This is a genomic window from Fodinicurvata sediminis DSM 21159 (assembly GCF_000420625.1).
GTDB lineage: Bacteria > Pseudomonadota > Alphaproteobacteria > Kiloniellales > DSM-21159 > Fodinicurvata > Fodinicurvata sediminis.
On the sequence record NZ_ATVH01000003.1, the window covers coordinates 1 to 23,866 of the forward strand.

At 58.6% G+C, this 23,866-nt stretch carries 25 protein-coding genes; 15 read left to right on the plus strand and 10 right to left on the minus strand.

The features are described from left to right. Window positions 1–9: 9 nt before the first annotated feature. The 8 genes from G502_RS21765 (at window position 10) to G502_RS22585 (ending at window position 9,975) form a co-directional block, all read left to right on the plus strand. Window positions 10–141, plus strand: coding sequence for an adenosylhomocysteinase (locus G502_RS21765; protein WP_437123805.1), 132 nt, complete (start codon window positions 10–12; stop codon window positions 139–141). Between the two features lie 50 nt (window positions 142–191). Then, the gene (locus G502_RS0100585) at window positions 192–1,187 is read left to right on the plus strand and encodes an adenosine kinase (RefSeq protein WP_022726720.1); all 996 of its coding nucleotides are present in this window, start codon (window positions 192–194) and stop codon (window positions 1,185–1,187) included. Between the two features lie 212 nt (window positions 1,188–1,399). Continuing rightward, window positions 1,400–3,724: a xanthine dehydrogenase family protein molybdopterin-binding subunit gene (locus G502_RS0100590; protein WP_022726721.1), complete on the plus strand. Its 2,325-nt coding sequence runs from the start codon at window positions 1,400–1,402 to the stop codon at window positions 3,722–3,724. A 24-nt stretch (window positions 3,725–3,748) separates the two neighbouring features. Further along, window positions 3,749–4,543, plus strand: a complete 795-nt coding sequence (cysQ, locus tag G502_RS0100595) for a 3'(2'),5'-bisphosphate nucleotidase CysQ (protein WP_022726722.1) — start codon at window positions 3,749–3,751, stop codon at window positions 4,541–4,543. Between the two features lie 55 nt (window positions 4,544–4,598). Beyond that, on the plus strand, window positions 4,599–5,402 hold the full coding sequence (locus tag G502_RS0100600; RefSeq protein ID WP_022726723.1) for an inositol monophosphatase family protein: 804 nt from the start codon (window positions 4,599–4,601) through the stop codon (window positions 5,400–5,402). A gap of 132 nt (window positions 5,403–5,534) precedes the next feature. Then, window positions 5,535–6,956, plus strand: a complete 1,422-nt coding sequence (locus G502_RS0100605) for an OmpA family protein (protein WP_155957754.1) — start codon at window positions 5,535–5,537, stop codon at window positions 6,954–6,956. 117 nt (window positions 6,957–7,073) lie between these two features. Beyond that, a complete protein-coding gene (locus tag G502_RS0100610) occupies window positions 7,074–8,237 on the plus strand; it encodes an AAA family ATPase (RefSeq protein ID WP_022726725.1) in 1,164 nt (387 codons plus the stop codon). Between the two features lie 16 nt (window positions 8,238–8,253). Beyond that, window positions 8,254–9,975, plus strand: a complete 1,722-nt coding sequence (locus G502_RS22585; RefSeq protein ID WP_022726726.1) for a peptidoglycan -binding protein — start codon at window positions 8,254–8,256, stop codon at window positions 9,973–9,975. A 41-nt stretch (window positions 9,976–10,016) separates the two neighbouring features. Here the strand turns inward: G502_RS22585 and G502_RS0100620 are convergent, their stop codons facing one another. Continuing rightward, complete coding sequence (locus tag G502_RS0100620) at window positions 10,017–11,795, minus strand: ABC transporter transmembrane domain-containing protein (protein WP_245560684.1); 1,779 nt, start codon at window positions 11,793–11,795, stop codon at window positions 10,017–10,019. 206 nt (window positions 11,796–12,001) lie between these two features. Between G502_RS0100620 and rpmE the strand changes: the two genes are divergently transcribed. Beyond that, window positions 12,002–12,229 carry a 50S ribosomal protein L31 gene (gene rpmE, locus G502_RS0100625; RefSeq protein WP_022726728.1) on the plus strand — a complete coding sequence of 76 codons (228 nt, stop codon included), beginning with the start codon at window positions 12,002–12,004 and terminating at the stop codon, window positions 12,227–12,229. Between the two features lie 81 nt (window positions 12,230–12,310). Here rpmE and G502_RS21190 read toward each other — a convergent pair whose 3' ends face one another. After that, window positions 12,311–13,273: an anti-sigma factor family protein gene (locus G502_RS21190; protein WP_022726729.1), complete on the minus strand. Its 963-nt coding sequence runs from the start codon at window positions 13,271–13,273 to the stop codon at window positions 12,311–12,313. After that, window positions 13,270–13,791, minus strand: coding sequence for a sigma-70 family RNA polymerase sigma factor (locus G502_RS0100635; protein ID WP_022726730.1), 522 nt, complete (start codon window positions 13,789–13,791; stop codon window positions 13,270–13,272). The genes G502_RS21190 and G502_RS0100635 overlap by 4 nt, the downstream gene beginning before the upstream one ends. A gap of 332 nt (window positions 13,792–14,123) precedes the next feature. Here G502_RS0100635 and G502_RS0100640 point away from each other — a divergent pair, with 332 nt between their 5' ends. After that, window positions 14,124–14,564: a DUF4168 domain-containing protein gene (locus tag G502_RS0100640; RefSeq protein ID WP_022726731.1), complete on the plus strand. Its 441-nt coding sequence runs from the start codon at window positions 14,124–14,126 to the stop codon at window positions 14,562–14,564. Window positions 14,565–14,715: 151 nt separating this feature from the next. Here the strand turns inward: G502_RS0100640 and G502_RS22755 are convergent, their stop codons facing one another. The 3 genes from G502_RS22755 to G502_RS0100655 form a co-directional block, all read right to left on the minus strand. Beyond that, window positions 14,716–14,838, minus strand: a complete 123-nt coding sequence (locus tag G502_RS22755; protein WP_022726732.1) for a hypothetical protein — start codon at window positions 14,836–14,838, stop codon at window positions 14,716–14,718. Window positions 14,839–15,004: 166 nt separating this feature from the next. Beyond that, window positions 15,005–15,253 carry a hypothetical protein gene (locus G502_RS0100650; RefSeq protein ID WP_155957755.1) on the minus strand — a complete coding sequence of 83 codons (249 nt, stop codon included), beginning with the start codon at window positions 15,251–15,253 and terminating at the stop codon, window positions 15,005–15,007. A gap of 130 nt (window positions 15,254–15,383) precedes the next feature. Further along, window positions 15,384–15,824 carry a DUF1465 family protein gene (locus G502_RS0100655; RefSeq protein WP_162140924.1) on the minus strand — a complete coding sequence of 147 codons (441 nt, stop codon included), beginning with the start codon at window positions 15,822–15,824 and terminating at the stop codon, window positions 15,384–15,386. Window positions 15,825–15,937: 113 nt separating this feature from the next. On the opposite strand from G502_RS0100655, the gene gph reads away from it, so the two are divergent. After that, on the plus strand, window positions 15,938–16,624 hold the full coding sequence (gph, locus tag G502_RS0100660) for a phosphoglycolate phosphatase (RefSeq protein ID WP_022726735.1): 687 nt from the start codon (window positions 15,938–15,940) through the stop codon (window positions 16,622–16,624). Here gph and G502_RS0100665 read toward each other — a convergent pair. Beyond that, the gene (locus tag G502_RS0100665) at window positions 16,603–18,504 is read right to left on the minus strand and encodes a propionyl-CoA synthetase (RefSeq protein ID WP_022726736.1); all 1,902 of its coding nucleotides are present in this window, start codon (window positions 18,502–18,504) and stop codon (window positions 16,603–16,605) included. The two genes, gph and G502_RS0100665, sit on opposite strands and share 22 nt — an antisense overlap. Before the next feature lie 190 nt (window positions 18,505–18,694). Between G502_RS0100665 and G502_RS0100670 the strand changes: the two genes are divergently transcribed. Next, a complete protein-coding gene (locus G502_RS0100670) occupies window positions 18,695–20,149 on the plus strand; it encodes a phospholipase D-like domain-containing protein (RefSeq protein WP_022726737.1) in 1,455 nt (484 codons plus the stop codon). A 4-nt stretch (window positions 20,150–20,153) separates the two neighbouring features. On the opposite strand, the gene G502_RS0100675 is transcribed toward G502_RS0100670, so the two are convergent. The 3 genes from G502_RS0100675 to G502_RS17980 all read right to left on the minus strand — a co-directional run bounded on the left by G502_RS0100675 (window position 20,154) and on the right by G502_RS17980 (window position 21,345). Continuing rightward, window positions 20,154–20,468: a hypothetical protein gene (locus tag G502_RS0100675; protein ID WP_022726738.1), complete on the minus strand. Its 315-nt coding sequence runs from the start codon at window positions 20,466–20,468 to the stop codon at window positions 20,154–20,156. A gap of 34 nt (window positions 20,469–20,502) precedes the next feature. Then, window positions 20,503–21,027: an EndoU domain-containing protein gene (locus G502_RS0100680; protein ID WP_081649618.1), complete on the minus strand. Its 525-nt coding sequence runs from the start codon at window positions 21,025–21,027 to the stop codon at window positions 20,503–20,505. A 105-nt stretch (window positions 21,028–21,132) separates the two neighbouring features. Further along, window positions 21,133–21,345 carry a YdcH family protein gene (locus G502_RS17980; protein ID WP_022726740.1) on the minus strand — a complete coding sequence of 71 codons (213 nt, stop codon included), beginning with the start codon at window positions 21,343–21,345 and terminating at the stop codon, window positions 21,133–21,135. A gap of 118 nt (window positions 21,346–21,463) precedes the next feature. Here G502_RS17980 and G502_RS17985 point away from each other — a divergent pair, with 118 nt between their 5' ends. The 3 genes from G502_RS17985 to G502_RS0100700 all read left to right on the plus strand — a co-directional run bounded on the left by G502_RS17985 (window position 21,464) and on the right by G502_RS0100700 (window position 23,628). Further along, window positions 21,464–22,081: a UbiX family flavin prenyltransferase gene (locus G502_RS17985; RefSeq protein WP_022726741.1), complete on the plus strand. Its 618-nt coding sequence runs from the start codon at window positions 21,464–21,466 to the stop codon at window positions 22,079–22,081. Between the two features lie 202 nt (window positions 22,082–22,283). Next, complete coding sequence (locus tag G502_RS0100695) at window positions 22,284–22,781, plus strand: RNA polymerase sigma factor (protein WP_022726742.1); 498 nt, start codon at window positions 22,284–22,286, stop codon at window positions 22,779–22,781. Window positions 22,782–22,788: 7 nt separating this feature from the next. Beyond that, window positions 22,789–23,628, plus strand: a complete 840-nt coding sequence (locus tag G502_RS0100700) for a hypothetical protein (protein ID WP_022726743.1) — start codon at window positions 22,789–22,791, stop codon at window positions 23,626–23,628. The last annotated feature ends 238 nt before the right edge of the window (window positions 23,629–23,866 follow it).

Genomic DNA, 23,866 nt, shown 5'->3' on the forward strand with positions numbered 1-23,866 from the left:
CCCAAGCACCTGGACGAGAAGGTCGCCAAGCTGCATCTCGACAAGATCGGCGCCCACCTCTCCGAGCTCTCCAAGGAACAGGCCGAATACATCGGTGTTCCCGAAAACGGGCCGTTCAAGAACGAATCGTACCGCTACTAAGCTGCGGATCGATTCCGAGACATTCAGTCTGACAAACGAGGAAGAATATCATGACTCGTAAAACCCAGGATCTCCTGGCAGTTGGCAACGCCATCGTCGACGTCATTGCCCGGCAGGATGAGGCTTTCATCTCTTCCCACAGCCTTGAAAAGGGTGGCATGACGCTGATCGACGCGGCAACCGCCGAGAAGCTGTATGACGACCTGGATCAGACGGTGTCGAATTCAGGGGGGTCGGCCGCGAACTCCGCGGCCGCCTTCTCCTCCCTGGGCGGTTCCGTGGAATTTGTGGGAAAGGTCCGTGACGACGAACTCGGTCACGTCTTTACCCACGACCTGCGGTCCACTGGTGTGAAGTTCGAGGCCGCGCCCGCAGCGGACGGGCCTCCGACAGGACACTGCATGGTCATGGTGACCCCCGATGCGGAACGCACCATGGCCACCTGCCTGGGTATCGCCACCTCGCTGAATCCGGCCGACATTGACGAGGATGCCATCGCTAGGAGCCGTTACGTCTTCCTGGAAGGCTATCTTTTCGACAGCCCCTCTGCGCGCGACGCCTGCCTGAAGGTCATCACTCTGGCCAAGCTTTATAGCACCCAGATCGTGCTGACCCTGTCCGATGCAGGCTGCGTGGAGCGGCACAAGGAATTGCTCAGCCGACTGGTCCGCAATTTCTGGATCGACGTCCTCTTCGCCAACGAAAACGAGATCAACGCCCTCTTCGGCTCCGAATCCCTCGAGGAGGCTGCAGAGGACGTGGCTGCCTGTTGCTCACTGGCGGCCCTGACTCAGAGCGCGAAGGGCTCGCTGATCGTCAGCGGCAACAACCGTGTACGTGTCGCAGCCGAAAGCTTTGGCAAGGCTGTGGATACGACGGGCGCCGGCGACCTCTACGCCGCCGGTTTCCTCTACGGCCTGTCCCAGGACAAGAGCCTTGAGGAATGCGGCCGCCTCGGTGCTCTGGTAGCGGCAGAGAGCGTTACGCACCTGGGGGCTCGTGCCCAACACGACCTCAAGGAGCTGATCCGCGACAAGGCTGCCTGAGCGCAGTCAGTAAAAAGAAACGGAAGCTGCCGCTTTCCGTATCTTCAGGCCCCGGTCACATTGGCCGGGGCCTTTTTCTATGCGCACCCGGTACACCTGACAGACATGAATGACAGTGGACCTTTTTTCACAGCCTGCGGCCCATTATAGTAGAAAGACTGCAGCATCGTTTCCCACCTCGATGTGTTCACACAAGTGACTGGAGCAAGCCCATGGGCCAGTTCGGTATCGGACAAGGTGTGCGCCGCCTCGAAGACCAGCGCTTCCTGACAGGCGAAGGACGCTACACGGACGACATTGTGGTCCCGCGGCAATGCCACGCCTTTTTCGTGCGCAGCCCCTTTGCCCATGCTGCAATCAACACAATCGATATCCAGGAGGCCACCAATCAACCTGGCGTTCTGGGGGTTTATACGGCAGAGGACCTGACCAAAGCCGGCGTGGGCGACATTCCCTGCCTGGCTCTCATGACAGGACGTGACGGGCAGAAGGTGCTGACACCCCCCTACCCTGCATTGGCACGCGAGCGGGTTCATCATGTGGGGGATACCGTGGCCCTCGTTGTGGCGGAAACCTTCGAGCAGGCCCAGGAAGCGGCCGAACTGGTCGAGGTCGACTACGACCCGCTGCCGGCCGTTGCCGACTTGAAAGCCGCTCTGGAGCCGGACGCCCCCGTTGTGCAGGAATCCCTGCCCAGCAACCTTTGCCTCGACTGGGCACAGGGCAACGAGTCGGATGTCGATGCCGCCTTTGCCAAGGCGGATCATGTGGCGCGCATCGAACTGGTGAACAATCGCATAGTCGTGAACTCCATGGAGCCACGCGCTTTGATCGCCGACTACGATCCGCAGGAGGACAAATTCACGCTACATGCCGGGAGCCAAGGCATCTACCGCCTGAAGGATCAGCTCTGCCAGAACATCTTCAACATCCCGGCCGATAAGCTGCGGGTCATCACACCGGATGTGGGTGGCGGCTTCGGCATGAAGATCTTTGCCTATCCCGAACAGGTGGCTTGCCTGTTCGCTGCAAGGGAATTGGGACGGCCCGTTCGCTGGACCGGCGGGCGAAATGAATCCTTCCAGTCGGACACCCAAGGCCGTGATCACCTGACCACAGCGGAAATGGCACTGGACAAGGATGGGCACTTCCTGGGCATTCGCGTCTCGACACTGGCGAACCTGGGTGCCTACCTCTCCAACTTCGCCCCCTATATCCCCACCGGAGCCAGCACCCAGATGTACTCCGGGCTGTACCGCATCCCGGCCATCCATGCCGAGGTCAAGTGTGTGCTGACCAACACCGTGCCAGTGGATGCCTACCGCGGTGCCGGCCGTCCCGAGGCCTCCTACGTCATGGAACGCCTGGTGGACGAAGCAGCCCGCGTGGTGGGCCTGGATCGCGGCGAGATCCGCATACGCAATTTCATCCGGCCAGAAGACCTACCCTATGATACGGGTCTCAATCGCGTTTATGATTCCGGTGACTATCCACGACTGCTGAAAGAAGCCTGCAGGCAGATCGATTGGGAAGGCTTCGAATCACGGCGCGCGGAGTCCCGCAGCCGCGGTATGTTGCGCGGTATTGGTCTGGCCTCCTACGTCGAAGCCTGTGGCGGCATGGGCGAGGAAGAGGCCCGTATCTCCCTGGATCCTGACGGCGGGGTCACGCTGGTGATCGGCACCATGACCAATGGGCAGGGCCACCACACAGCCTATGCCCAGTTGCTTCATGACAAGTTCGGCCTGCCGCTCGAGAAGATCCGAATGGTCCAGGGAGATTCGGAGACGGTCCACAAGGGGGGTGGCACGGGCGGATCCCGTTCGCTCCTCATGGGGGGCGTGTCGGCCCAGCGCGCGGCCGACAGGGTCATTGAGAAGGCACGGCAGGTTGCCGGCGATATGCTGGAAGCTTCAGCCGAGGATATCGAATTCGATGACGGCCTCTTCCGGATTGCCGGAACCGACCGCAGCATTGAGCTGTCCGAAATTGCCAGGCGCACTCATGAAGGTGCAGGCAACGGTGTATCCCCTATCGAGGAAACCGACGGCTACAAGGCCGAAGCCCTCACCTTCCCCAATGGCTGCCATGTCTGCGAAATCGAGGTGGACCCCGATACCGGCTGCCTCAGGATCGTCGACTATGTCGTAGTCGACGATTTCGGCACGGTGGTCAATCCAATGCTGGCGGCCGGCCAGGTCCATGGCGGCGTGGCTCAGGGATTGGGGCAGGCCTTGCTGGAACATACGGTCTATGACGAGGAAGGACAGTTGATCACCGCTTCGTTCATGGACTATGCCATGCCAAGAGCTGATGACATGCCGGAAGTCAAATTGACGCTGGTCGAAGACATGCCGTGCAAGACCAATCCCATGGGTGTTAAGGGAGCAGGCGAAGCTGGTGCAATCGGCGCACCGCCCGCCATCATGAATGCCCTGCTGGACGCTCTGATACCGGCCGGTGTGAAGCGTATCGATATGCCCGCCACATCGGAACAGGTTTGGCGAGCTCTGCAGGGCGCCTCGACCACCGCCTGACCCTTGCCAACGGAAAATGCCATAATGGAAAACGCTGCTCACTCCCTGGACCACCAGCAGATGATCGACGAGCTGAGAGTCCTGGCCGAGGAGGCGGGCAAGGTAACCCTGCGCTATTACGGCAAGGGGGAGGAAATGGAGTTGCGTGAGAAGGCGGATGCATCTCCGGTCACCAAGGCCGACGAAGCCTGTGAAGTCTTCATCCTGGATGCCTTGTCCCGGATGACACCGGATCTGCCCGTTATCTCAGAAGAAGCGGCGGAAGCCGGCAAGCTGCCAGATCTGCTGGACCGCCAGGCTTTCTGGCTGGTCGATCCGCTGGACGGCACCAAGGAGTTCATATCGGGCAATGGTGAATTCACCGTCAATATAGCCTTGATCGAGCAGGGAACTCCGGTCCTGGGCGTGGTTCACGCCCCGGCCTTGGGCAAGAGTTGGGTGGGGGCCGGCAATCAGGCTTTCTTTGCGCGAGACGAAGAGCCCTTCACGGCCATAAAGACACGCCAGAAGCCTGCTGAAGGACTGACAGTGGTCGCCAGTCGCCGTCACGGCGGAGGCGACGATCTGGAAGGTTTTCTGGCCGGTTACCAGGTAGCCGAACGTGTTAGTGCAGGCTCGTCTCTGAAATTCTGCCTTGTCGCTCAGGGTGAGGCGGACCTCTATCCTCGCTTCGGGCGTACCATGGAATGGGATACAGCTGCTGGCCAGGCAGTGCTGCTGGCGGCCGGCGGCCGGGTGGAAACGCGCGATGGCGTCCCCCTGACCTATGGCAAGCCGGGCTTCGAGAATCCCTACTTTATAGCCTATGGCCGCGACTGAGACGCAGCCTTCGTCCAGACTGCGCCGCACGAAAAGACAAACAGGTGGATCAAGCATGTCATTGAAGTCTCCGGTAATCACCGTCATGACCAAGGCTGCCGGCAAGGCGGCGCGGCACCTCAAACGCGACTTTGGTGAGGTCGAGAACCTGCAGGTCTCCCGCAAGGGTCCTGCGGACTTCGTTTCCAATGCTGACATGAAGGCCGAGAAGATCCTGCACGAGGAACTCTCGCATGCGCGTCCCAACTTCGGTTTCCTGATGGAGGAATCCGGGGCCAGCGATGGTGACGACAACCTGGAGCGCCGTTGGATCGTTGACCCGCTGGACGGAACGACGAACTTCCTGCACGGCCTGCCCCACTTCGCCATATCCATCGCACTGGAAGAGCGTGGTGAGATCGTGGCAGCCGTTGTCTACGATCCCATAAAGGACGAAATGTTCACGGCCGAGAAGGGCAATGGCGCTTTCCTCAACGACCGGCGCCTGCGTGTTTCTTCCCGGCGGCGCATGGACGAATCGATTTTCGCCACAGGCATTCCCTTCAAGGGTCTGGAAGGACACGAGCGCTTTCTGAATGAAGTGCGTGCTGTCATGGCCGTAAGCGCCGGAGTGCGGCGCTGGGGCACGGCGTCCCTGGACCTTGCCTATGTGGCGGCCGGACGTTTTGACGGATTCTGGGAATGGGGCCTGCAAGCATGGGATTACTCTGCAGGTGCCCTTCTCGTCCGGGAAGCCGGAGGCTACATCAGTGAAATCGGGGGCCGGAAGCTGACATCGAACAGCCCCAACCTGGTCTCTGCCAATGAGAACCTCCATCGAGACCTGGACAGCATGCTGCGCAAAAGCAATCAGAGCTGAAGCCTCGGGCCTGTGACCATTAACAGGCCGAAACAAGGCAAAAACGGTTGTGAGTCAATCGGATCAGTCTTAAGGTTCGCTGGCTGAGCAGGGTACGCCCTCGGGGGAAAACGGCAGCGGGAAACTGAAAGAGTGAGACGCTCCAAGAACGTGTCCTTTACCCGGCAGTTTGCCGGTCGTCGCGCTATGGCTTTATCGAAAAGCGGCTTGTTGGGCGCAACAGCACTGTTGCTCCTGGCTGGTGCGCCCCAGGCCGTGGTTGCACAAGGCAATTCCAGCAACTCGGCGATTACGGTCAATCGGGATGTGATCGAATCACTGGACAGTCCGGGCCATAGGCAGGAACGCTCCTTTGACACTCAACAGCAGACAACGCCGTGGGGCACACCGCTGCCCGGCTCGCCCTACGCCCGCTTGCCCAACCGCAGCATGGGAACTGGCCAGACTGCGACAGGCGATGGGGGACTGGCCTTTCCGCCACAGGAAATGCCGCGTTCCACGTTATTGATTGGCGACGACAGGCCAACCACTGCAGCCTCGCCCACGACAGCTTCGAAGACGCCCACAACTGAAGACCATCGCTCCACTTCGCCGTCCACAACCACAGCCTCTTCATCCCGCTCACCAATGCAGGAAGCGACGCGACAAGAGGCACCTGCCAAGCCAGCACGCGGCAAGCCGCGGTCCGTCCTCCCTCCAGATGAAACGGAGGCCACGGAGCCCCTCGATAGCGCTTCGGAACTGCGTGAGGACGAGCGCACCACGCCGGTGCCGGAAACGACAGACGACGACGCCGGGGATCAGGACGTTTCCACGCAATTGGCTGAGGACACGCCAGACACCACTGCTGAGGACCAGACTGACACACCGGAACAACCAGAGAATATGGCGGCCCCTCAGAGCCAGCAAAACGACACAGCCGCGGATGAGGGTGAGGCCGAATCGGAGGCCAGCCCGGCGCAACAGGGCAGCCAGCAAGACGTTCCATCCACTGACATGGATACTGACGAGAATGGCTCAGAATCCCAGATAGCTTCTTCACAGGACGAGCCATCCCCCAGCAATCAGGATTCTACGGACGAGTCTCCATCAGAAACGCAGGCCACCTCCAACTCTCAAGCCGATACAGAACAACAGGAACCTCAGCAGGATAGCGACGTCCGTTCGGATGGCAGTCAAGCCGATGAAACACAGCAGGCTTCCCTGCCCGATGCTGCGGACACAGGTGAAGTCAGCGAAAAGACGATCGAATTCACGTCGGAATCGGCTGACCTGAGCGAGAATGCGCGCAGCCAGCTGCGTCAGTTGGCAGCCCAACTCTCGGAACGCAGTTCCATGCGTGTCCAGCTCTTGGCCTATGCGGAAGGATCCAATGAGGACGCCAGTCAGGCGCGACGGCTCTCTCTGTCCCGCGCACTGGCCGTGCGTGCCTACTTGCTGGACCACGGCATCAGGTCCACCCGGATCGATGTCCGGGCACTGGGCCACAATGCCCCCGGCAGTGGTCCTGTAAACCGCGTGGATATCGTTCCTGAAGATTCGGAAGAGTCCTGAACAGTGAAGGCTCTTGCCGCCCGTCTTTTCGGAACATATCAGAGCAAGGACGTCATATTTGTTGCTTACTTGCCCGCTAGCTTCACCCAATAGCCAGGGAGCAATCACGCCAACGCCATGACCCGACCTCGAACCTATCTCATACGCATGGGGATCTTTCTGGCCCTGGTGGCTGCTGTTGTGGCGGTACTGTCGTCCCAGGTGCGGGAAGCCTTCATGGCCAACGCAGCACTCAATGGTATGATCCTGGGTGTGCTGCTGTTCGGTATCGCCTATAGCTTTCGCCAGGTTTTCCAGTTGCGCCGGGAAATTGCCTTTCTGGAGCAATTGAAGAGCGAGAGCAGTGGTGGCCTGATCTATCCCGGTGCAGTCCAGAACATCTCGGCCCCGCATCTCCTGAGCCCGATGGCTCAGATGATGCGCGAACGCAAGGGGCATCTGACACTTTCGGCCATGTCGATGCGCACCCTGCAGGACGGCATTCGGATGCGCATCGACGAAAGTCATGACATCTCGCGCTATCTGATCGGATTGCTGATCTTCCTGGGACTTCTGGGCACATTCTGGGGATTGGTCGAAACGGTTGGCGCTGTCAGCGAGACCATTGGTAGCCTTTCCGGTGGAACCGGAGATGCCGGCAGCATGTTCGAAGAACTGAAGTCCGGGCTGCAAAGCCCCTTGTCGGGCATGGGTACGGCCTTTTCCTCCTCCCTTTTCGGTTTGGCCGGATCCCTGGTTCTCGGCTTTCTGGAACTCCAGTCCGGACAGGCCCACAACCGCTTCATGAACGAGCTGGAGGAATGGCTTTCAGGAATGACCCGGCTGTCCGGTGGCGGTGGCCAGATTGGTGAAGGCGAAGCCTCGGTCCCAGCCTATCTTCAGGCCTTGCTGGAACATACAGCGGACAGTCTCCAGAACCTCCAGCGGACCATTGAACGCGGCGAGGAGGACCGGCAATACGCCAATCGGAATCTCGGGATACTGACGGAACGACTGACACAGCTGACCGACCAGATGCGCACCGAACAGGAAGTCATGAAGCGACTGGCCGATACGCACAGTGCCATACGCTCCCTGCTCAACCAGCTGAACGAGGGCAATTTCGCCAGCGGCGGGATGGACGATGCGACAAAGGATCATATTCGCAACATGAACCTCTACCTGAGCCGCATTTCCGAGGAAATGTCTCATGGGCGCGAACAGTCCGTGGAGCAGATTCGCAGCGAAATCCGTTTGCTGGCCCGCACCATTGCCGCCTTGGCAGAGGAATCACAGTCCTGAGAGCTGAGTACGGTCCATGTACAATCTGAACCGCAGTTCCCGGACACACGCGGTCAACATCTGGCCAGGGTTCGTCGACGCCCTGGCCACGCTGTTGCTCGTGGTGATGTTCGTGTTGATGGTCTTCGCGGTCAGCCAGTACTTCCTCTCTGCTGCCCTGACGACGAAGGACGAACAGCTATCAGAACTGGATCGTGAAATCTCCCAGCTGGCCGACCAGCTGGCCATGGAACAGCAGAACAATCAGGAACTGAGGGAAAGTCTCTCTCAACTTTCGTCGGAGCTCCAGTCTTCCCTGGCCCAGCGGCAGACTCTCAGCGACCAGTTGGAGGAAAGCGAAGAGGCCCGCAACACCCTGGCCAGCCAACTGGCGGCTTTGCAGGAAGAACGTGATAGCCTGTCGCAGGAATTGGAAGCCACACGTGAGACCCGTGACGCCCTGCGCAGTCGCCTGACGGAATCCCAGAACGAAAGCGATCAACTGAGCAATCGCCTGTCTGAATCCCAGGAACAGCGGGAAGAACTCAGCGGCCGTCTGTCCGAATCCCAGGAAGAGAGTGAGCAACTGCGCAGCCAGCTTCAGGAAAGCCGGCAGGCCAGGGAAGATCTGGATGAGGAGCTTGCGGACGCGCAGGGCATAAGCGACGAACTGCGCCAGGAATTGGAAAATGCCTACGCCGAGATCGATGCCAACAAGGAGTTGATCGAAACCCAGCTGTCGGAACTGGCCACCCTGCGTAGCCTGCGGGATGAGCTGGAGCAGCAGATGGTTGATCTGGAAAATCGCATTGCCGAGCAACAGCGTCTGCTGGCTGCCAACGAGGAGGAACTGGCAGACAGGGAGGAAGAAGGCGAACAACTGCGGGCACAGCTGGCGGCCAGCGAGGAAGAGAGCGAACGGCTGCGCGAAGAACGCGCAAACCTGAGAAGCCGATTGGCCGAGAGCGACGAGCGAAGCGAGGAACTGGCGCAGGAACGTGCAAACCTTCAAAGCCAGTTGGCGGAGAGTGAAGAGAGAAGTCAGGAGCTGGAGCAGGAACGTTCCAGCCTGCGCCGCCAGCTGACTGATACCCAGGACTTCGCCGTCGAGCAACAGGAGCTGACGGAAGAAGCACGGCGCAAGGTCGATCTGCTCAATCGTCAACTCTCGTCCCTGCGCCGGCAGATTGCTTCGCTGAACCAGGCCCTGGATGCTGCAGAGGCGCGCAACGAGGAGCAGGAGGCCCAGATCGCCGATCTGGGGCGCCGCCTCAACGTCGCCCTCGCCAACAAGGTCCAGGACCTAGCCCGCTATCGCTCGGAATTCTTCGGCAGGCTACGCGAAGTTCTGGGGGACAATCCGGATATCGAGATCGTTGGTGACCGCTTTGTCTTCCAGGCCGAGGTGCTCTTTCCAAGCGGTTCGGCCACCCTGCAGCCGCAAGGGCGCCAGCAGATTAGTCAGCTCGCGACTCAGTTGCGCAATATTGCCGAAAAGATTCCCGATGACATCGACTGGGTCCTGAGGATCGATGGGCACACGGACAAGCGTCCCATCCAGACGGCACGTTTCCCTTCGAACTGGGAGCTTTCAGCAGCGCGTGCGATTTCCGTCGTCGAGCTCCTGATCAACGAGGGCATCCCCCCTGATCGGCTGGCTGCTGCCGGCTTCGGCGACAACCAGCCGATCGAGGATGCGGATACGGACGAGGCCTATCAGCGCAACCGACGCATCGAGATCAAACTGACACAGCGCTAAGCCTCTGCCGGCGGGATAGGCCCGAAGCAAAGCCCTTGCTTCTATTCCGCTGCGTCCTCGGCCTGATTGAACTGCAGTGCAGCCAGACGGGCATAGAGGCCCTCGCGATCCTGGATCAGCTTGCTGTGGGGCCCACTGTCCACAATGCGTCCCTTGTCCATGACCACAATCCGATCCGCCTTCTGGACCGTTGCCAGGCGATGGGCAATGACCAGTGTCGTACGGTCTTTCATGACATGTTCCAGGGCATCCTGAACCATGCGCTCACTCTCCGCGTCCAGCGCTGATGTAGCCTCGTCGAGCAGCAGGATGGCCGGATTGCGCAGAATGGCCCTGGCAATCGCCAGGCGCTGACGCTGGCCGCCCGACAGCCGAACCCCGCGCTCCCCAAGGAAGGTGTCCAGGCCCTCGGGCAGGGCCTGCAGGAAATCAAGGCAAGCCGCTGCCCGAGCAGCCTCGAGAACCTCCTCATCGCTTGCATCTGGCCGACCATAGCGAATGTTCTCCCAGCCATTCTCGGAAAAGATGACAGGATCCTGGGAAACAAAGCCTATGCGCTGGCGTACGGCTTCCGGATCGGCCTTCCCAAGGTCCACGCCGTCGATCAGGATGCGCCCCTCCTCGGGATCGTAGAAGCGCAGCAAGAGCTGGAAAACCGTCGTCTTGCCGGCGCCTGAGGGGCCTACGAGCGCCACACGCTCACCGCGATTGAAGGCCAGCGTGAAATCATTGAGCGCAGCAAGGTCAGGACGTGCCGGATAGTGGAAGCTCACATGCTCGAAGGCCAGGCTGCCCTCTGACGGATCGGGCAATTCCTCGGGATTCTCAGGAGCGCTGATGTCCGGCTGTGTGGCAAGCAGGTCAACAAGACGTTCCGTTGCACCGGCGGCACGTTGCAAATCGCCGATCACCTCCCCTATCGCCCCTACGGATCCCGCGACCACCACGGCATAGAAGACGAAGGCCGCCAATTCACCACCGCTCATGCGGCCTGCAAGAACGTCCTGGCCCCCGATCCAGAGGATGGCAGCCACAGCTCCGAAAACCAGAAGTATCACCAGCGCGGTCAACCAGGCCCGCGCCCGAATGCGGCGCACGGCGGTCTGAAAGGCCTGTTCACTGCGCTGTGCGAAACGCGCGCGGTCCAGGTCCTCGTGATTGAAGGCCTGGACCGTACGAATGCCCAGCAGGGTTTCGTCCACATAGGCCCCGACATCCGCAACCCTGTCCTGGCTTTCCCTGGAAAGCTTTCGGACCCTGCGTCCATAAACGATGATCGGCACGACGACGAAGGGCACAACGATCAGGACAAGCCCGGTCAAGCGTGGCGAGGTTACCATCAGCAGCACCAACCCGCCCGTAAGCAGCAGGAAATTGCGCAGGGCGATGGAAACCGAGGTCCCCACCACGGTCTGCAAAAGCGTGGTGTCCGTTGTCAGGCGCGACAGGATCTCTCCGGTCCGCGTTGTCTCGAAATAGGCCGGCGACAGACTGACTACATGATTGAAAACGGCCTTGCGGATATCCGCAATCACCCGCTCCCCGATCCATGAGACAAGGAAATAGCGCGCGAAGGATGAAACGGCCAGGATGACAATGGCGATGGCCAGGACGAGCAAGGCCTGATCCAGCAAGGCGGCATCGCCAGCCGTGAAACCCCGGTCAACCAGCTGGCGAATACCGAAGCCAAAGGTCAGCAGCGTCGCCGCCGCAACCGTCAGGGCAATCATCGCACCAGCAACCTGTAGGCGATAGGGGCGCACAAAACGCCAGAGATAGCCGAGAATGTTGAAATTCCGGCTTTTGGGGCGCTGTGTCATGCGCGCTGACTGCACGGGGGTTGGCGTTTCGGAACGGGCCATTTTGTCCTGGAGTTCACTGTAAAGCGGCCATGGCCGCCACTTGTGGGTTCATCGCATGCACGCCGCTCTCAGGCAAGCCTCGCACCATGCTACAGATCTCCCGGCAACTGTTGCAAAGGCCGGGCAGCTCGGTTATACAGCGACGCCGCTGAGGAGATTGCATCATGAAACAAGATATCCATCCCGATTACCATGAAATCACGGTCGTGATGACCGACGGGTCGGAAGTTACCACACGCTCGACCTACGGAAATCCGGGTGACACGCTGCGTCTGGATATCGATCCAAAGACCCACCCGGCCTGGACCGGTGTGCATCGCGTGCTCGATCGTGGTGGACAGATGGCCAAGTTCAAGAAGCGTTTCGGGGATTTCGGCATCAAGAATGACTGACGCTTTCGCAATGAACGAGAAAGGGCGGCTCTAGGCCGCCCTTTTCTTTTCTGGAATAGCCAGCGCCAAACAGGCCCGCCATCACATCGGTCCGCTGGAAGTGGATATCTGGTCACTCTCCAGCAAAGGCGCCAGCGTGCGCTCGGAAATGCGATTGTCGTCGATCGGCTGACCAGCAAACTGCCCCGTGTTCTGTGGCAGTTGCAGGCTATAACTCATGCTTTCCCCGACTTTCCCCGCCATCTTGCGCAATTGTTCCTCATTACGACGGCTGACGATCTTCACTTCCAGAGGTCCATCGGACCAATCAACAATATTGAAGTCGTTTTCCTGGCTGACGTTTATGGAGGGCTTTTCCGAACGCGCCCGGGGCGACAGCATGACGGACAGCGTCTCTCCTTCCGTGTCGGCATAAAGAAGATGCAGCGCATGGGACTCATCTGTCTTTATCTGCCGGGCATTCTGCAACTCGTAGCCAAAAAGAGAAATGTCCGGGGGATTGAAGTTCAGGCCAAACTTGTTTCCGCCAGAAACCCTGTTCATCTCGGAAATGGCCTGTTCTTCGATCATCGGCTGCTGCTGCAAGCGATCCAGCAATGAAGTGGACGGCTGTCCGGAGGCGGGCGTTGCAGCACCCTGCTGCGCCGTTGCAGCCTGCCCGGTAGTCCCCGCTTGCTGAGCTACCTGCCCACTTCCCATGGGGCTTATGGGAAAGCCGGACTGGCCAACCCACCAGCCGCCACCGGAGGCCAGAACAATTGAAGCCGCAACCGCAGCCCACCGGAAAACAGGCATCGCGGAACGTTTGCGGGACCAATGTGTCGCTGCGGTCAGCCGCGCAGGCACAGGCTCTTCTGCCACCCCGTCGAATGCACGGCGAATGGCATCATTCTGCGCAATATATTCCCGCACACGCGCATTTTCTTCGGGGTTCTGCAGCAGGTAAGCCTCGACCTCGCTGCGTCGGACAGAATCCAACTGGCCATCCACATAGGCCATCAAGTCCAACTCGGTAATCTGATCATAGATCTTTCTGTCAGTCATTTCACCCTCCGTAGGGTCGCTTGAGAGGGCGCGTATTCCTCCGCACTGGCATGGATCTGTCTCAAGGTTTCGCGCCCACGGGAAAGGCGCGACTTCAACGTGCCGATTTCCACCCCCAGGATCGAGGCAGCCTCTGTATAGGAAACACCTTCCAGAGCGACAAGGAATATGGCTTCGCGTTGATCGTCTGGAAGGCAATCAATGGCCTCCAGGATTGACTTGCACTCCAGCTGTTGTTGCTGGTTCGCCTGCATGACGCAACTCGTTTCCTCCAGTGGGTCATCGAGCGGCGCCGAATAACGAGTCTTCCTGCCGTTCAGATAGACTGTATAGAGAATACGAAACAGCCAACTCTTGACGCTCCCCTGGCTACGTAGCTGCTTGCGCTTACGTATGGCACGCTCGAGACAATCCTGCACCAGGTCATCAGCGCGCACGGGATCGCGTACAAGCGCCCGAGCATAGCGCCTCAAGCTTGTGGTCTCCCGCGATATCAGCCAACCATATTCGTCTCTCACCCTGCGCTCCCTGCCCAAGTATACGGGTCACATAACACCTACCTTGGTCAAATGATGTCCCAGAGGTGTCATTCAAAGAAAATGCGACTCATATATCGGTATGCCTTTCCCTGTAATCAAAGACAGAAACGAGACAGCATTTGTTCCCTGTCGTATTAAATTTTGTACATCTTTGGATAATTCATACCTTATTATCAGATAGTTGAGCTATTCCTTCAGATGATCCAAACTTTTTTCCGTGGACAGGGAACTTTAAGGCTGTTTGCTGTGTCTTACATGACAGGAGCAGACATCGCTCTTGCACCAATACTGAATTTTCAAGGAGTTCTCACATGTCGACCCGTTTTTCGCTTCGCAGCACGACTGCCGCTCTGGTTATGGGCAGTGCCATGATTTTCGGCGCAACTGCTGCCGGTGCGGCCGACACCAGTCAGACAGATCAGACATCGTTCAACCTGGCTCAGAGCAGCGACGACAGCATGAACAATGAAGCCCAGGGTGGGTCTGTTGATGACTATTCTGACGAGGAGCTTCAGAACTACGTTCTCGCCATGCAGGATGTCTCCTCCATCGGGCAGGAAAAGGAGCCCGAGATCGCCAATGCTGAAAGCGAGGACGAAGCTCAGAAAATCTGGCAGGAAGCTCAGGAAGAAATGGCTGCTGCCGTTGAGGACCGTGGCCTGACCGTTCAGGAATACAATGAGATCACCCAGGCCGCTCAAAGCGATCCGGAACTGGCATCCAAGCTGAATTCCATGGTCGAGTCCCAGTAACGCAAGTCTCCTCCTCCCTGTTTTCAGGAAACTGGAGCAAAAGCCGGTCCTTCTTGGACCGGCTTTTTTTCATCTCACAGAAAATGAAAGCGGCCGCCCCAATAGGGGCGGCCGCTTTCTCGTCTCTTGCGATAGGGAACTGAACAGTGCGTCAGTTCATGCTGCTGCCGCTATCATCCATTTCAGCCGGCTGATCTGCCTCATCGACAGGCTCGCAGGCGGCCAGGAAGCCAAAGGCGGCAAACAGTGCGGCAAAGATCCAAAGACGGGACATGATATTCTCCTATCCGCTATCCAAAGTCTCCAGGGCGCACCACGATCTACTTGTCGTGATGACCACCACTATTGACTAGACAGCGGAAAGTCCCGAAAGGTTCCATCGTGGTTGTAAAATTTTCTGCACTGCCTTTCGAAAGCCAGAAACAAAGGCCGAAAGGTTGTCAGTCCAACTCCAGGTCCGCACGATACGCCATTCGAAAAAATCGGACAGCGATGTAGCCGGAAAATGCAGCGACAATTGCGCCGATTGACAGAATGAAAACAGGTGATGCGTCGTAAAGGCCCAGCACTGCCCAATCGAGCGCCGCACCAATGACAAAGATCGCATCGAACAGGATCAAAGCTGCAAGAAAGGCTGAGATTACGGACAGCCACACAATACTGGCTGGTTTGGAACCAGAGGAAGGCATGATGGAAAACTCCAAGAACGCCAAGGATGAGATGACAGAACAATAGGCCATGAGTTGTCGTATTGAAAAGCTGGCATACGGCATGACTGCCGAACGAGCCGTGCAGGCCTGAAGTCCTTGAAAGCGGTCCTTATCGATCCAACTGAGCGTCCAGACGCTGGATTCTCAGATAGAGGTCATGACTGCGCTGCAGGAGTTCCAGCATGCGCTCAGGCAGGGCGACCTTCCCTTCGTCATGAAAAGCCGTGCAAACCCCTTGGTCAGCCAATCGACGCTCCGGAGCGCGCGCCTCTTCAAGGGTGATTTCACCAGCATGCAGTGCCTTCTGGACGAATAGCCAAGCCATGATCTGCGTCGCCCGGCTGGTCAGGCGCATACTTTCACAAGAGGCGCTCAACCGGGCCATGGGTGAGAGGGCTTCACAGTCCTGGCGCCATTGATAGGCTATGTAATCGCGAATCTCCCGGGTCAAGGACAGAGCTTCGCGATAGGTGCCGTCCAGAAAGGATACCCCGCCTGAAGAAACATCCAGAGTGGACGTCAGCTTGTCGTTATCGAAGTTATCGGCCATATCATCCTTCTGCGTTCCGCGCCCTGGCGACATCCAGTGATGCGCGCAGATACTGTCAGCTCATGCCGTCAGCCCACTTGTATAATTGTATATCTGGAAGGAATTTCCAATTCATGAAGCAGAATGCCTATAAGGTCCTGCTGCTGGACCTGGACGGGACACTTGTCGACAGTGCACCGGGTCTAGCCGAAGCGCTGAATCAGTTCCTGTCCGAACTGGACTTGCCTGCGCCCTCGCTCGCCGAGGTAATCCCCATGATTGGAGATGGAGCCCGCAAGCTCGTCGAAAGAGCCCTTTTATGGGCTTGCGCCAACTCACCTCCTGATCTGGACTCCGCCACTGCACGGTTTTTGCAGCTCTATGCCGAAACCCTGATAGCCGATACAAGACTCTACAAGAGCGTGAACGAGACATTGCTATCCCTATCGAACCAGGGGTGGCGAATGGCGGTTTGCACCAACAAGCCTGAAACCCCAAGCCGGACAATCCTGGAGAACCTGGGCCTGGCCCATCTGTTTGAACAGATAGCAGGAGGCGACAGCTTTCCGGTCCGCAAACCTGATCCCCGGCACCTGACAGACTGTCTTCAGGCCATGGAGAGCCATCCGCGGGAAGCCGTTATGATCGGTGACGGTCATAACGATTTACTGGCCGGCCAGGCGGCTGGCCTGGCAACGATCTGGGCGCGCTACGGCTACGGTGGCGAGCGGGCAGCAGGGCTTCTACGAGATGAGGTAATCTCGACCTTCAGCGAGCTGCCCGAGAGCCTGCGCCGACTTCAGGCGCGTTGCCCGGCGTAGCCTGCTTCCTGCAGGGCCTCCGAGATCTCCTCCAGGATTGCCGGGTCATCGATAGTGGCGGGCATGTTGTAACTATTGCCATCGGCAATCTGCCGCATGGTCGCCCGCAGGATCTTACCCGACCGTGTCTTGGGCAGCCGCTTGACCACAAGGGCCGTCTTGAAGGCGGCCACGGGACCGATCCCGTCACGCACAAGCTGCACAGCTTCCTTTTCGACCTCCTCGAACGGACGGTCACAACCTGCATTCAGGACCAGGAACCCCACAGGCAACTGCCCCTTCAACTCGTCGTGAACACCAATGACGGCACACTCGGCCACATCCGGATGCGTCGCCAGGACCTCTTCAATCCCTCCCGTCGACAGGCGATGACCGGCAACGTTGATGATGTCGTCGGTGCGCGCCATGACGAAGACATAGCCATCCTCATCCATGTAACCCGCATCGCCTGTCTGGTAGTAACCGGGAAAGCTCGACAGGTAGGTCTTCACGAAGCGTTCCTGGGCGTTCCACAGCGTCGGGAAGGTTCCCGGGGGCATGGGCAGGCGTCCGACAATGGACCCGATTGTGCCCCGCGGCGCTTCATTTCCTTCGTTGTCCAGAATCCGTAGGTCCCAACCAGGCGCCGGCCGCGTGGGGGAACCCGGCTTCACCGGAAGCTGCTCTATTCCCAGACAGTTTGCCGCAATCGACCAACCGGTCTCTGTCTGCCACCAGTGGTCGATGACCGGGACCTGCAGCTTGTCCTGGGCCCATTCCAGGGTATCTGGATCACAGCGCTCGCCAGCCAGGAACAGGGCACGAAAACGCGATAGGTCATGCTCGGCAATCTTCTCGCCCTGTGGGTCCTGCTGCCGTATGGCACGGAATGCTGTCGGTGCGGTGAACAGGGTCACCACACCATGCTGCTCGATCACACGCCAGAATGCGCCAGCGTCCGGCGTTCCGACGGGCTTTCCTTCATACAGCACCGTGGTGGCGCCATGAAGCAGCGGCGCATAGACGATATAGCTGTGCCCGACAACCCAGCCGATGTCCGAAGCCGTCCAGTAAACCTCACCCGGGTCAATGTTGTAGACATGCTTCATCGACCACTTCAATGCCACGGCATGACCGCCATTGTCGCGAACGATGCCCTTGGGCTGTCCCGTCGTCCCAGATGTGTAGAGCACATAGAGGGGATCTGTTGCCTCGACGGGGACACAGTCGGCCTGCGCCGCCCCTGCCAGCGCCTCGTGCCAGTCCTCGTCCTGGCCCGGAATCAGCTCGCAGGGATTTTCCGGGCGCTGCAGGACAAGGCAGCCATCCGGCTTATGGCTCGAGAGATCCAGGGCCTTGTCCAGCAAGGGCTTATAGGGCACGACACGCCCAGGCTCGATACCGCATGAGGCAGAAAGCACCATGCGCGGCTGGCTGTCATCGATCCGCTTTGCCAGTTCGCTGGAAGCAAAACCGCCAAAGACCACGGAATGAACGGCGCCAAGCCTGGCACACGCAAGCATGCCCATGACAGCTTCGGGAACCATGGGCATGTAGATGATCACGCGATCTCCGGCCTGAACCCCACGTGCCTTGAGCACCCCGGCCAGGCGTGCCACCTCGTCGCGAAGTTCCTCATAGCTGTAACTGCGCACTGTGCCGGTTACGGGAGAATCATAGATCAAGGCCTGCTGTGACCCGCGTCCGGACTCGACATGACGGTCCAAAGCGTTAAAGCAAGTGTTCAGGCGTCCCCCGGAAAACCATCGATACAGTGGTGCCTGGCTGTCATCCAGCACACGATCCCACTTCCTGTCCCAGACCAGCTGCTCGGCCGCCTCGGCCCAGAAAGCTTCTGGATCACTCAGCGAGCGCTTGTAGACTTCCTCGAATTTTTCCATGGCGTTTTCCTGCCCTGTTCTTCTGTTCCCTCACGAAAAGTCTCTCGCAAAAGGTATATTCGGTAAACAAGCTAGCAGAAACCGAGCCCAGCAATAAATGCCCGACAGGACGGCCCTGCTTCGGTTATCCTGAAACCATGAGAATCCATAAGGAAGGCCCCTGCGGTTCTTCCCATAGAAGCGAGGCAATATGACGATTGAGGACTGCTGCTGGACAACGCGGCCGGCCAATCGCGCCGCCGTCATCGTCGATGGTGCCGAGTATTTTGCCGTGCTGCGCGAAGCCATGCTGCAGGCGAACAGCCATGTCTACTTCATTGGATGGGATTTCGAACGCAAGGCAACCCTGCTTCATCCACACGAGAGCGGTGATAGCGACCCTCAGGCTCCTGCCCAGCTGGGGCGGTTCCTGAAGTATCTTGTCCAGCGCAAACCGGAGCTGACCGTTCGTGTCCTGCGCTGGAGCAGCTCGGTGCTCTTGAACCTGGGCCGCGAGCTGCAAACGATCATCCGCCTGGGTTGGGCAGGATCACCACAGATCGTTTATCGTCTCGATGGTCACCACCCGACCATCGCATGTCATCACCAGAAGCTGGTTATCATAGATGACTGCATTGCCTTCTGCGGTTCCATAGATCTTGTCGGAGACCGTTGGGACACGACAGAGCACAAACCTGATGATCCGCGGCGCCGACGAGGACGGGAACGCTTCGGCCCACGACATGAAGCCGCCATGGTGCTCGACGGCAAGGCGGCTGAGGCACTGGCCGAACTGGCACGCCTGCGTTGGCACGAAGCCGTCGGCGAGGACCTGCCGAGAGCGCAGGTTGAAAGCGACCCCTGGCCCCGTTTCCTGAAGGCCGATTTCAACAATGTCGAGATTGGGATTGCGCGAACACTCCCCGACTATCAGGACCAAACCGAAGCCCGGGAAATCGAGGCCGTAAACCTGGAAGCCATCCGCTTCGCACAGGATTTTCTTTATATTGAAAACCAGTATTTCGCCTCACGCCGGGTCACCGAAGCCCTGGCAAAACGTCTGCAGGAACCAGACGGGCCGGATGTGGTGGTCATCAACCCCGAGAAGGGCGAGGACATGCTGGAAGAGGCTTCGATGGATGCGGCCCGGCGCTTTGCCGTGCATTATCTTCGAAAACACGACCGTCATGGACACTTCGCGATCTACACGCCCTGCAATCAGGCGAACGAAGCGATCTACGTGCACTCCAAGGTCATGATTGTCGATGACCGCCTTCTTCGCATTGGCTCGAGCAACCTCAACAATCGTTCCATGGGTTTCGATACGGAATGCGACGTGGTCATCGATGCCCAGGTGAATGCGCGTGCTGGACGGGACAGCAGGGCCATCACGGCACGGATAAGGGATTTGCGCACACGTCTCATGGCAGAGCATCTTGGCGTTACACCTGAAGAGCTCGATGACACCTTCAGGGACAAGGGCCGCCTGCTGGCAACCATTGAAAGTTTGCGTGCGTCCAGTGGTCGGCGACTTGCCCATCTGGACGTGCCTGAACCGGAAGACGAGAACCTGCTTGTCGAATTGCAGTTGGGTGATCCGGAACGGCCACAGAAGCCCAAACGTCTGGCCAAGCACCACCTGTTGCGCCAGCTTGGACTGGATTGACTCGTTACTGCCTGCGGAGCAAGGCCTCCCAGGATTCGAGCACCTCGCGGAAAAGTTCGGTTTCCAGTTCCAGGGGGGCCGATGTGCTGAAAAGCGGTTCGATCTGCACACGCTCGGCTGTCAGGCGCAAGGAATGCGCATTCCCCGTGATCTCGGAATCACCCTCCCCCTGCTGCTTCAGGACTTGCAATCGCTGCTGGATTTCCTGGCAGAGGCCGGTTGCCCCCTGAAGGTCCTCTTCAAGGAAATTCTTCAGCAGGTTCAACTCGATGGGAAGTGAAGCTCGCGCCACTCCCTCGCTGTCCAGATAATAGTTCACGAATTCAAAGCCCCTTCCTGAGTCCTTATCGTTATCATTGATAGAGTGGATAGGCGGTATTGATGCGGGTCTCGCCCTCGACCTCAATCTCATAGCCTTGCACGCGAAAGCCAGCGCCACTGGCACCTTCCCAGCGCTGTCCACCACCACTCCCCTCATAGGCAGACAGGATCAGGCGCACTACTTCGCCTTGGTCCAATCTGTCCGGAAAGAACGAGGAGAACTTCTCTTTCCAGCTTCCATTGTCCCGTACTTCGATCCTGGCGGTATAAACACCGGCAGTGTTGGCTGGATCCAGGATTTGTTTCACGCGTGCCGTATCCGGGTCCTTGCCCTGGAACCGCGCGTGGTAGCCGACCGGCTTGCCGCGGCTGTTGATTTCTCCACAGAAGATATGAACGAGGTTCAGACTTGGCTCTGTCTGCGACCAGTAAGGCTGGGCACTGGAACAGTCCACGGGCTCCATGGCCGATCCGGCCTGGGGAAGGACTGAGGCAAGAAAAAGCGTAATGGCCAGCAAGTTACCAGCCGACACCAGCCTTAGAAATGAACATGACATGCTTGTTTGCCACTCATTCTCTGAGGATCAGGTCAGTCACGTTCCTGGAGGAGGCCTGCTTGTTCATGACAAAACCAACAGGCCTCCTAGTTCAAAAAGGCAACCTCAGTGACGGGCAACCCCATTGCCGGCTGCTCGACCATTCATGGAACCGGCCCCGTTCAGAGCATTGATCTCGTCCTTGATCTTGAGTTTTTCGCGTTTCAATTCATGGATGCGCACTTCATCGGGATCAGGTCTCAGCTGCTCCCGCTCGATGGTCTTCTCAAGCTGAGCATGCTTATCCTGTAACGCCTCGATGTGTGACAGCGTCGACATGGGCCAGTCTCCTTCCATGAAATGACGGTGGGCTCAAAAGCGCATTTCCCCGTTCCGGGCAACTACGTTACACCCTATGATGTGGTCAAACTGTCGCTCAGTGCAATATTGGGAATTCATGACAAAAACCTTTCGGCTCATCGTGGGCATTACCGGGGCAAGCGGCGCCATCTACGGCATCCGCCTGCTGCAGGCGCTAAAGGAGCTTCCCGTTGAGAGTCACCTGGTCATTTCACGCTCTGCCGAAATGACCATTGGCTATGAAACAGACTTCAAGCTGAGGGATGTTCAGGACCTTGCCGATCAGGTTTATGCCTTCCCCGATGTCGGAGCTGCCGTTTCAAGCGGTTCCTTTCAGACCGAGGGCATGATCATTGCCCCCTGTTCCATCCGCAGCATGTCGGAGATCGCAACGGGCGTGACCTCCAACCTTCTGACACGCTCGGCAGACGTGGTTCTGAAGGAACGCCGGAAACTGGTGTTGATGCTGCGTGAAACCCCGCTTCACAGCGGACACCTGCGCAACCTGCTGGCGCTCTCCGAAATGGGGGCCGTGATCGCTCCGCCAGTACCCGCCTTTTATCACAACCCGCAAAGCCTGGACGATATCATCAACCAGTCCGTTGGCCGTGCCCTGGATGTTTTCGGCCTGGAGAGCCCGCTTGTGCATCGCTGGGGCGAAGCTGACGGTGATACCAGGCAGATACGGGGCGGACGACGTCGACAGGAGTCCTGACCTGGCGTCCGCATTGGAATAATCCGGGCCCGTCTTGCGTTCCATCATACTTAAGATGAAAGACAGGTTTGTGAGTGCACCTCTTTCCAAGCAGCGCAGGCTTCCTCGTTTCTGGCCACATGTGTAGAAAGATCGGGTCCGGGTCCTGCAATGTCTGGGACATCTGCGCCGGAAGTGTTGCCATCGGGCGGGGAGTGTGCCCTTGAGTGTTGCGGAACGGCTCGAACGCTATCGCGTAAGGCTTTTCGGCTATGCCTTCAGCCTGACGGGGGATCGTGAGGAAGCCGACGATCTGTTTCAGGAGTGTGCGCTCAGAGCCCTGGCGGCAAAGTCGGTGCCCGAGAACGAGCAGGCCTGTCGAGCCTGGCTGTTCCGCGTGCTTAGGAATGCCTGGATTGACCGGACACGGAGGAGGCGTACAGCCGGCGCCGTCCTGTATGACGAAGAGACAAGAGAACCAAAGGAAGACGCGCAGTGGGATTTTGACCGAACTCTGATCGACACCATTGCCATCCAGCAGGCCATGCAGAAACTGTCCATTAACTATCGTGAAATTATATCGCTCGTTGATCTGGCTGGCTTCTCTTATGCAGAAGTCGCGGAACTTCTTGAAATTCCGACAGGAACCGTCATGAGCCGACTTTCCAGGGCCAGAAAGGCCCTGCTATCCCAAATTACCTCGGCCCAATCCTGCAAGTGAACGCATCATGTCTGAACAGAATTACACATGGGAACAGCTGAATGCCTACGTCGATGGAGAACTCCCTCCCGAGACGGCAGCACGACTCGCAGCGTCAGCGGCGGAGAACGTGGAGCTTGCAAAGACCATAGCCGCGCTCAGCGAATTGAAGGCTGCAAGCCACCGGGCTCTGGATTTCGAAGACGACGATACGCCGGCCCTTCCCCACCCACCTGCCGGTCACCGGCGAGCAACCGGATGGAAACGGCCCTGTGCACTGGCAGCCAGCCTGCTGGCACTGGCCGTCGCCAGCAGTGCTGTCTGGTTTGGGCTGCAGGACAAGGGCGGGGAGAACACCTGGATCACGGCAGCCCAGGAGCAGCACCAGGACTGGATCAACAGCGACAGCAAGGTTCGCGCATCCGAGCAATCCGCGGTGCAGAACATCCTCATGGCCTCCGAAGAGATTGTGGAAGTATCGATAGAAGGTGCGATCGGCTACGCTCCCTCTCTCGCTCCGGCAGGCATGCGCATCACGCGATTTTCCAGTCAGCGTGACGAGTCAGGCGAATTTTTCTTCGTCGGTTATCTGGGACGCAACGGCTGTCAACTCAGCCTCACCGTGACAAAGGCGCCTGAAAGCCAGCCGGTGGCTCTTTCCCTTGAATGGCAGGAGAATGACAAGGCCCTCGCTAGCTGGCGTGTCGAAGACACCGCCTATGCGGCTATCGCACAGGGAATGGACCGACAGCGTTTCCAGCAGCTTACGGCCCACCTCGAGACAGCCACCCGGGAAGCCGACGCGCAACAGCGGGAAACCCGGATGGCGGAAGCGACACGCAACAGTGACCGCCCCTGCCTGAGCTGATGCGCTGGCATCAATGGTTGGGTTCCGGCTCAAGGCCCGCAGGAATGTGGAGCCTTGTGGAAAGCCGGGCCTGACAGGAAAATGGTCGCACCCGACACAAGGCGCGGAATAAAAGCCAGGGCTCGAACGTTTACTCCTGATAGTGCCACTTCTCGTCGATCGAGACTGAGGCATGAATAAACCTGCCGGCCTTCATGAGGTTGGCGTCAAGCGCGAGAGAGCGCAGAGGGAGGAAACG

Bases quoted from the DNA above. Each gene is read 5' to 3' on its own strand.
- gph (WP_022726735.1), top strand. From the start codon at position 15,938: ATGAAGCAGAATGCCTATAAGGTCCTGCTGCTGGACCTGGACGGGACA.
- G502_RS0100640 (WP_022726731.1), top strand. From the start codon at position 14,124: ATGTCGACCCGTTTTTCGCTTCGCAGCACGACTGCCGCTCTGGTTATG.
- G502_RS17985 (WP_022726741.1), top strand. From the start codon at position 21,464: ATGACAAAAACCTTTCGGCTCATCGTGGGCATTACCGGGGCAAGCGGC.
- G502_RS22755 (WP_022726732.1), bottom strand. From the start codon at position 14,838: ATGTCCCGTCTTTGGATCTTTGCCGCACTGTTTGCCGCCTTTGGCTTC.
- G502_RS0100620 (WP_245560684.1), bottom strand. From the start codon at position 11,795: ATGACACAGCGCCCCAAAAGCCGGAATTTCAACATTCTCGGCTATCTC.
- G502_RS17980 (WP_022726740.1), bottom strand. From the start codon at position 21,345: ATGTCGACGCTGTCACACATCGAGGCGTTACAGGATAAGCATGCTCAG.
- G502_RS0100665 (WP_022726736.1), bottom strand. From the start codon at position 18,504: ATGGAAAAATTCGAGGAAGTCTACAAGCGCTCGCTGAGTGATCCAGAA.
- rpmE (WP_022726728.1), top strand. From the start codon at position 12,002: ATGAAACAAGATATCCATCCCGATTACCATGAAATCACGGTCGTGATG.
- G502_RS0100585 (WP_022726720.1), top strand. From the start codon at position 192: ATGACTCGTAAAACCCAGGATCTCCTGGCAGTTGGCAACGCCATCGTC.
- G502_RS0100650 (WP_155957755.1), bottom strand. From the start codon at position 15,253: ATGCCTTCCTCTGGTTCCAAACCAGCCAGTATTGTGTGGCTGTCCGTA.
- G502_RS0100600 (WP_022726723.1), top strand. From the start codon at position 4,599: ATGTCATTGAAGTCTCCGGTAATCACCGTCATGACCAAGGCTGCCGGC.
- G502_RS0100655 (WP_162140924.1), bottom strand. From the start codon at position 15,824: ATGGCCGATAACTTCGATAACGACAAGCTGACGTCCACTCTGGATGTT.
- G502_RS0100590 (WP_022726721.1), top strand. From the start codon at position 1,400: ATGGGCCAGTTCGGTATCGGACAAGGTGTGCGCCGCCTCGAAGACCAG.
- G502_RS0100700 (WP_022726743.1), top strand. From the start codon at position 22,789: ATGTCTGAACAGAATTACACATGGGAACAGCTGAATGCCTACGTCGAT.
- G502_RS0100680 (WP_081649618.1), bottom strand. From the start codon at position 21,027: ATGTCATGTTCATTTCTAAGGCTGGTGTCGGCTGGTAACTTGCTGGCC.
- G502_RS0100670 (WP_022726737.1), top strand. From the start codon at position 18,695: ATGACGATTGAGGACTGCTGCTGGACAACGCGGCCGGCCAATCGCGCC.
- cysQ (WP_022726722.1), top strand. From the start codon at position 3,749: ATGGAAAACGCTGCTCACTCCCTGGACCACCAGCAGATGATCGACGAG.
- G502_RS21190 (WP_022726729.1), bottom strand. From the start codon at position 13,273: ATGACTGACAGAAAGATCTATGATCAGATTACCGAGTTGGACTTGATG.
- G502_RS22585 (WP_022726726.1), top strand. From the start codon at position 8,254: ATGTACAATCTGAACCGCAGTTCCCGGACACACGCGGTCAACATCTGG.
- G502_RS0100610 (WP_022726725.1), top strand. From the start codon at position 7,074: ATGACCCGACCTCGAACCTATCTCATACGCATGGGGATCTTTCTGGCC.